This is a genomic window from Marinobacter sp. 3-2, assembly GCF_003751355.1.
Taxonomy (GTDB): domain Bacteria; phylum Pseudomonadota; class Gammaproteobacteria; order Pseudomonadales; family Oleiphilaceae; genus Marinobacter; species Marinobacter adhaerens.
This window is the reverse complement of the sequence record NZ_RJUQ01000020.1, coordinates 175711-183811: the sequence shown is the minus strand read 5'-3', so window position 1 is coordinate 183811 and position 8101 is coordinate 175711. Positions and strand designations below refer to the sequence as shown.

The window sequence follows — 8101 nt, the reverse complement described above, 5'->3', positions numbered from 1 at the left end:
CCTCATAAACACAACGGCGGATTGCCGCCGAATGTGGCAGAACAGGCCTACTGGAAAGCTCAAAAGACGGTGGCCTAAAACACTTGACCACTACAGAGTGGCAGGAGAAGCCAAGCAAGTCGACCGAGTTAGTAGCCACCTCGGTATTGCTCGACGAAAACCTTGCAACCATTCGTGGTATGCGGCTATTTGGAAGATATCATTTAGGCGAAGATACGGGGTTTGAGTACATCCACTTGGGAATCAACCTTTCGAGTGGGTTCCGCTCGCGGATCTGCGGGCTTGATGTGCATCCAGAGTTCGAAAGAAGCCACTTCGATGCTGTCCACAAAAGCATCTACGGTCCGCACTTCCATCTCGGAGACTGCAGCAAGGTCTCACTCCACCAACACCATGTTTCGACTATTGCCAATGATTTCGGCGTAGACAATCTCCCCAGGTGGGTGGAGATTTTTAAGGAAAAAGCTAGAGTCCTGTCCCATAATAAGAATGATATGAGTGCTCCTCCGCTGGAACGCGACCTCCTCGGTTCAATACTATGATTTGCCAAGAGCTACTGTCGAACTCTTTAACATGTCAGTCGGTTAACACCGCGAAAGGTAGGATGCAGTACCTTTCACTACCCTATCATTTCAGCGATGGTTCCTGCCTGAGCGCTTATGTTATAGAGCAGGAGCGAGGCTGCCTTGTGAGCGATGACGGCGCCACCATCTTTAAGATCCTATGCAACGACATCGATCTCGGTGACCGCCGACGCTGGCAGCCAATCAAGAACATAGCGTCAAGATATGGTTATGAGTTAAATGACTCAGGGACGCTCAAAAAGTTCTATCCGCCCGACGAGGTCGCTACCATTCCTGGCGAACTTCTTTTGATGATGGCGGAAGTAGTGAGCTGGGAAGTCTCAATTCATGAAACTGGGGACTATGATCTTACCCTTCACGCCCATGTCGAGGAGCTTTTAACTGCCATATATCGAACGCAACCGGAATTAAACAAAGTCGTAACCGGGCCACACGGTGCTAAATACACTTTCGACTTCTTCGTTGCGGATACCTACATCGATGCGTTCAAGCCTCATGCCATTACAACCGGCGCGAAGCTTCGTAAGCTCCATGACCTAGCAAGACTGGATAACGAAATGAAGTTTATGATGATCCTTGATGATCGTTTTGACGCTAATAAAGCAAGCTCAGAAATGGGAATCTTTATGGATATTGCCTCAGCGACACTTCTGACTTCTTTAGAGGCCCGTGCGGGCGGGGCTGCCTCTCCCAGCATAAACTGAGGAGTTCAGCCGCAAAAAGACGCAATCTGCTGCTTGTAAAGGTTGAACTGTGACTGGGAGAGCCTCAAACCGTATAACTTTACGATCCTAAAAAACCTGCTCACGTATTGGCACCGACCAGAAGGTGGAAGCCACTCCTCCGGTCCTCGAGCGCCTTTCTGGCGATTCAATGATAGCTCTACACTCCAAAGATTCACAGGGTCATTCACGAACTTCTCTCGCTTCTCTCGAGACCAGGTATTGGCGCCATGCTCCCAGGCCCACTTGAGCGGCACCACATGGTCAATGTCTATCTCACTGCTATTCTGGATGATCTTACTTGTGAACGGGCTGATCCAGCGGCCTGTGACCACCCTACAGCGACGCTCGTCTGCAAACCGGACCTGTGTTGTAGATTGTACAATCAACGCCTCAGCACGGCTGTCCTGGCAATCTCCATCGGCGTCATCCCATCCATGACCGAAGGCCGAGCGATCATAGCCTGTTTGGTTAACAGATCGCTCCTCGGGTTCTTTCAGAGAAGCCAGAGACATCCCACTTGGCAGCTCACCGCCTGAGGTTAAACAGGCTTCGATCGAATCAAACGCCTGATATGCCTTGGTTCGCTCGTACCAACCACTCGCTGGCGGATGACACAATCCACTGTTCGATTTCTTTACAACGCCGGCAAACGCCGCACTACAAAAGAAAACACACCAACAGATAGCGAAGCACCGCAGGTGCTTATTAAGCCTAGTCATTCAGATAATTTACCCATTTTTATCAAGCCTGAACTGCCAGAGTCATTTCCGGATTGGTGAACAAAGACTAAATTACTCGGCCGAGAGCATCTGGTTTGGACGTTAGCACTCGAATCATAGGCTGACGCCCTACCATCACGCAGACAATATCGATCTCGCCGACTTATCAATGTTGTAAACCAAGCAGTAAAGGTACCCATGGCCCAGGAAAGTCACAAAGGCTCCTTCGATGGTTTTAAAACATAAAGCTTTGCTCACCAAATTAGTTGATTTTCTTGCCAAGCTGCGGCCTTCTGACTGGCCGCCCTGTGGGATCCTAATAAAATCGGAGAAAAAATAATAAGACTTGTGACTTCTGCAACAGGTTGGGATCTCCAGACCTAACAACCGAACACGTATTATTTCTGTGGTTCGTGATCTGCTGAACGTTACAGCCGGCCCATACGTTTTGTGGCGTGACCCTATATTGGATTTGTCCGCTACAAGTGGTGTAGAGTCCCGAATTCAAAAAGAGGATCTCCCATGCGTTTGATAATACTGTTTTTTGCGATGTTCAGCATGGCTTCGGTGAACGTCCATGCCTCGGAGGAGGTTGCAGATTACTTTAAGAAGTATCAATGGATAGAAAATGGTGTGAGCTTACTGAAAAACAGAAGCTTGGAATTAGCTCCGGTCACCAGCTGTAAAAAGCTCAATGCCATGTTTGCAGAGGATAATTTGACAGCAATCCAGAAAAAGCGTGAATGGGAAGCTTATAACGACAAGCTGATCCCGCTAACGGGCATCGTACAAGAAGTTGCTGAGATCCCTCTGACGAATGATTTTCTGGCGATCTTCAAGTGCGTAGGGTCGAAATCGTTTGTCTCGGACTTCACTGTGCGCATCCCCGCTCACAAATCTGATCTCGCCTACCAGCTGAACGTCGGGCAGAAGCGCTCCGTCGATGTACGACTGAAAGACTATAGTTCGCGGAATGGTATAGAAACAGAGATGGACTATGGCTCCCTAGCACACGGAAGCGATCGGTGCATGCCAACTCTCCGTCTGATTAAAAGATCAAACGGGGAAGTCATGTACGCCTGCGAAGGCAATGACTACATGGTCCGGAAAATCGACATGGACATGGGCGATGGCACGCTAGAACCCTTCTATATAGTTGATCTGCGTGAGACCGGCGATTCAGATAAAAACGTGGTTATTTATGCTTCGTTCCCGTTTCTTGGAGATGAAACAGTCTACGTGCATGTGAACTCGCGAAGAGAGAGAATCATGCACATTCCCTCTGCAGGGAGCTGTATCTTAGATGGGTCAAGCGATCCGGAATCTATTGCATCAGCTTTAACTGACAAAGATAAAGAAAGGATCGCCAGCATTGAAGGGATGAAGGAACTGACCAATCGTGAAGCGGTAATGGAGTATCTAGAATTAAAGAAAACCTTCACAGCATCAAATAGTAACTACCCCTGCGAGGTAAGGCAGATGATGTTATCGGGAGCGTATTCGTCTCTTATATTGAAACGTGCCCTGCAATGATCAAATGCACTCGTAACTCGAAAACTGACTCTATCCCGGAATTTCGGCCTGCTCAAAACTGAAAGATCCGACACCATGGAGCTTTGAGCCAGAGACAATTGCCGGTACCAAAGCGCTGTATACGTTCCCTTTTTGTCTTAAAAAACAAGTTCGACCTGAGACAGGCCACTGTATCATGTCAAACGGTGACCTAACTAAAGACGATCTGACCACATCGGAAGGTAGACCAGCAAAAAAATGGGGCCAGACCTCTCCCTGACAAGTCACACCACTGGGCAGGTGTCGCGTTCGCCTGGCATCCGTGCCGGCTGTGAACCTCAGCACCTTGGCCGAAAAGCTCAAGTGACAGCTTACCCCATCGATGCCTGATCTCTGTGAGAGATATCTCAAGTTAAAGTAAGAGTTTGCGTCAAGGGCCATAAGCGGTTCCATCTCGGTAAGCCAAAGCTACTCAGAAAAGCCTGTCTTTTTAAGAAACTCCACTCTAGCGCTCTGGATGGCATCGTCTTGGCAGGTCATAGCTTGCTCCGATCGCTTTCTTATCCCTGCTCGACCTTCTGCACCAAGCTTCAAAGCTTCCAGATATCCTTGGTGATAAAATCTAGCAAGCCGACATGAGCCATTGTCAGGATTAAATCGACCTGAATCTGCATACTCGGGGCAGTTCTCAACGAAATGTAAAAAGGAATCGTAGGCAAGGAGGTTTTCCACACCAGATTCTTCTTCTCTAGTGAGCGGTGGACAACGCGCCTTGAGCCATTCTTGGATGTGCGAAGGTTGCCCATTCAGTCCGACGAAATCTTGCATGGTAATCTGCCAAATATCCTGCGAGGACTTAGACAGTGCCTTTTCGATTATTCCCTCCCGCACCCCCATCTCCAGGAGGTATCCACGGAATTTCCTCTCTAGGTCATCTTGGATATTTTTTGCGTCGGTCAAGCTAACATCACGGTACACGTCAGGCATGAAGTAAGGGCGATGGAGACCTATCGGAGACTCGTCCCTCACGAATATCGGACTGGATAATACGAGTAATGCGCAGGCACTGTTACATACACCGTTTGGAACAACCGTGGTGAATGAATTTCGAAAAAACTGCCCGAGCTTGATGGCTTCCTCAACATTGCCACCTGGAGAACTGATGAGAACCCTGTCAGGCAATCGACCCCTGGCCCTTATCTGTTTTTTTACCTCCGCGTACAGACCTTCTTGTATCTCGCCATTTATCCAAAGAATCTCATTTGAACTATCTCCAGATGTCCTTACCTCGGCCGCTTTCATATATGGTGATAACAGGACAGCAACGCACAAAACAATGCCTTTCACTCAACCTTCCAACCATTTTTGTAGTTGTAATTCGCGCTAGAGCGTTCTGGAGTTGTTGTTACCATTCAACAGTCGAAGTATCAGTAGAGCAAACGCTCTCTGACTCCCCTCGTTCTCCAGGACCTCCATCGACAACTTCTCGTGATCGGTCATTGAATCCAGAACCAGATCGGTTAGCTTCTTCGGGAACAGTCCATGCATTACCTGCTCCGTAGAGTGGTTATTCACCTGAGCCATGACGGCTTCATCTCGACGGACTCGATCAGCGATGCCATTGGCAAAGTGCAGCTGGTCGTCATCACTGACCTCGGCACCGAAGATGTCGTTCAGCTTCTCGATGATCTCTGACAAGCGTTTCTTTTCTGGATCGTGCGGCTTACCCGAACCAAGCCCTGTGATTGGATCCAGGCCTTCTGGATCGTCTTCACCTTCCAACCTGAGTTCGTGTTCCTTGCGCTTAGTGATCCGGTAGTGCGTCAACTCCAACTCGGAGATGTCGATCTTTTCGTCATCCAACACTTCCTGACGCAACAGCGGAGCCAGGTGTTTAGCGAACACACACAACTGTTCCAACTCTGGGTCTTCAAAGAATACGATCTGGGATAGAAACTCATAGGCCCGGACGAAGCTGGTCAGGTTCTTCTTGAACAGATCGAGTTGATCCAATCCCTCGCCAATCTCTTTCAGCGTGGCATCTACCTGCTTAATGCCTACGTTGTTGCCATCTGCCTCAGCCTGCTTCCGGTGGGCCCTTACCTCACTGCGCTCATCCCGCAACGACTTATACCGTTTATTGAAGCGCTCTCGAGCTGGCTGACAGTAGTAACTGAGCTTTGATGACTGCGCCTTCGGGTCAAAAAAGGCTGAGGCAAACCCGACAACTTCGTTCCAATGGTAGATTTGTTCAGTGTCCAGGGCGTCTTGAAGGTCATAGACTACTTGAGCGTCGGAGACGCCCGTTAGCTCTGCTTTGTTGTAATAGGGTAGGAACGAATCCAACACTTCCTGGGCGTCGTTGATGAAGTCCAGGATGAAGGTTTCCTTACCTGGGAAAAGGCGGTTCAGGCGGGACAGTGTTTGCACACACTCAACCCCTTTCAGCTTCTTGTCCACATACATGGCGCAGAGCTTAGGCTGATCGAATCCCGTCTGGTACTTGTTCGCCACCAACATCACGTTGTATTCGTCTGTGTCGAACGCCTTTGCGTGGTCCCTCCCGTTCAATCCCGGATTCAATAAGGAACTGGTCTCGGTCACCTCTTCAGGAATTTCCTCATCTGGCGGCAGGCTTCCGGAGAACGCGACCAGGGGATGCACATCCTGATAGCCCTTTTCCTGAATGAACTTCTGCATCGCCAACTGGTAACGCACGGCTTCCTGACGGCTACTGGTCACCACCATGGCTTTAGCCTGTCCATCCAGTAGATGCCGGACGTTTTCCCGGAAGTGCTCAACGATAATCTCGACCTTCTGGCTAATGTTGTGGGGGTGGAGCCTCACCCATCGAGCCAGTGTGGTTCGGGCTTTCTTCGAATCGACCTCTTCGTCCTCTGCATCTGGATGCGCCAGCTTCCAAGCCACTGCGTAGGTGGTGTACCGCTTCAGCACGTCGAGGATGAAGCCTTCCTCAATGGCCTGACGCATTGAGTAAACGTGGAACGCTTCGGGTTTGTTGGTCTCACTGCGAGGCTGTGATGGGTCTGGCTCACGACCAAACAATTCAAGGGTCTTGGCCTTAGGGGTCGCTGTGAAGGCGTAGTAGCTGATCTTCTGGCTCGGTTTACGGGCTGCAACCGCAGCGTCCAGCAACTCCTCCGCACTCACCTCTTCACCTTCCGGCAAGTCGCCGCCGAGAATAGCCTTCAGCTTTGTGGCAGAAGACCCGGTCTGTGAGGAGTGCGCCTCGTCAGCTATGACGGCATATCGCCCTGCAGCCAACTTGGGGTGCTTATCCAGGGCATCGAACAAAGCCGGGAAAGTCTGGATCGTCACAATGATGATCCGGGTCTGTTCGGCCAGGGCTTCGGCCAACTGTTCCGACTTGCTCTGGTTGCCCAGATCCCGGGAAATAGGCCGCACGACACCCTGAGCGTGTTCAAACTGGTAGATGGTGTCCTGGAGCTGACTGTCCAGCACGGTACGGTCAGTGACCACGATGATTGAACTGAACAGCTTCTGCCCGTCCTGATCGTAGAGTTGAGCCAGTTGGTGTGCTGACCAGGCAATAGAGTTGGACTTACCTGAACCGGCACTGTGTTGGATCAGATATCGCTTACCGGCCCCTTCGGTTTGTGTGGTTTGAACCAGTTGATTGACCACATCCCACTGGTGGTAGCGGGGAAAGATTAGCGTTTCCTTGGTCTTCTTGTTTCCGTAGAAATCCTCTTCGGTTTTCTTTTCCAGGTGCAGGAACCGACCGATCACTCTGAGCCAGTTGTCTTTTTGAAACAGCTGTTCCCAGAGGTACGCGGTGGCATAGGTGTTTTCATCCTCGGCTCTGGGGTTCCCAGCACCGCCATCAGCAGTCCCTCGGTTGAACGGCAGGAAGAACGTGTCTTTGCCATTCAGTTTGGTGGTCATCGCCACCTCATCCTGGCTCACGGCAAAGTGGACCAACACCCCCCGCTTGAACGTCAACAACGGTTCGGGCTTTCTGGTCAACGGATCCTTTACTGGCCGATCTTTTTTGTACTGCCGTTTGGCATGTTCAACGGTCTGCTTGAACTCGCTCTTCAGTTCCAGCGTGGTGACAGGAATCCCGTTCACGAACAGAACCAGATCCAGGCGCGGATTGTAGTCGCCTTCACGAGCATGAGGTGAGTATGACACCTCTTCCACGACCCGAAGCCGATTGGCTTTGTATCGGCGCTCAGTGTCTGGGTTCATCCCGTGATCAGGCTTGAAGCTGCAGAGGTCGATCTTTACGGCAGGAATCTTGAAGCCATGACGAAGAACATCGAGGGTGCCACGCTTCTCTAATGCCCGGACGGTTTGCTGAATCAGGACTTTCTCAGGATTCTGGGGATTGCTTTTACACAGCTTCTGCCAGCGATCAGGCCAGGCCTCTTGGAAGTAGCCAACAAGGTCCTCGGGGTAGACCGCGTTGGTTTTGTCGTATGCAGACGCCTTGCCCACCAACCATCCCTGCTGACCCAATGCTCCAATGATGTCGCTCTGGAAGGCTCTCTCGCGGGCGTCTGCCATGACTAACTGC

General features: G+C 50.6%; 6 protein-coding genes. 3 read left to right on the top strand and 3 right to left on the bottom strand.

The features are described from left to right. Positions 1-83: 83 nt before the first annotated feature. Together EDB94_RS20745 and EDB94_RS20550 are read left to right on the top strand one after the other, a co-directional pair. Complete coding sequence (locus EDB94_RS20745) at positions 84-542, top strand: hypothetical protein (RefSeq protein ID WP_123499317.1); 459 nt, start codon at positions 84-86, stop codon at positions 540-542. Continuing rightward, a complete protein-coding gene (locus EDB94_RS20550; protein ID WP_108019299.1) occupies positions 539-1288 on the top strand; it encodes a DUF1828 domain-containing protein in 750 nt (249 codons plus the stop codon). Before EDB94_RS20745 ends, EDB94_RS20550 begins: the two co-directional genes overlap by 4 nt. A 5-nt stretch (positions 1289-1293) precedes the next feature. On the opposite strand, the gene EDB94_RS20545 is transcribed toward EDB94_RS20550, so the two are convergent. Further along, positions 1294-1821, bottom strand: coding sequence for an HNH endonuclease family protein (locus tag EDB94_RS20545; RefSeq protein ID WP_260312648.1), 528 nt, complete (start codon positions 1819-1821; stop codon positions 1294-1296). A 729-nt stretch (positions 1822-2550) separates the two neighbouring features. Here EDB94_RS20545 and EDB94_RS20540 point away from each other — a divergent pair. Next, positions 2551-3561 (top strand): hypothetical protein, encoded by a 1011-nt coding sequence (locus EDB94_RS20540; protein ID WP_108019301.1) that lies wholly within the window; start codon positions 2551-2553, stop codon positions 3559-3561. Between the two features lie 447 nt (positions 3562-4008). On the opposite strand, the gene EDB94_RS20535 is transcribed toward EDB94_RS20540, so the two are convergent. Further along, positions 4009-4887 (bottom strand): hypothetical protein, encoded by an 879-nt coding sequence (locus EDB94_RS20535; protein WP_108019302.1) that lies wholly within the window; start codon positions 4885-4887, stop codon positions 4009-4011. 36 nt (positions 4888-4923) lie between these two features. Continuing rightward, positions 4924-8091: a type I restriction endonuclease subunit R gene (locus tag EDB94_RS20530; RefSeq protein ID WP_108019303.1), complete on the bottom strand. Its 3168-nt coding sequence runs from the start codon at positions 8089-8091 to the stop codon at positions 4924-4926. Positions 8092-8101: the final 10 nt, after the last annotated feature.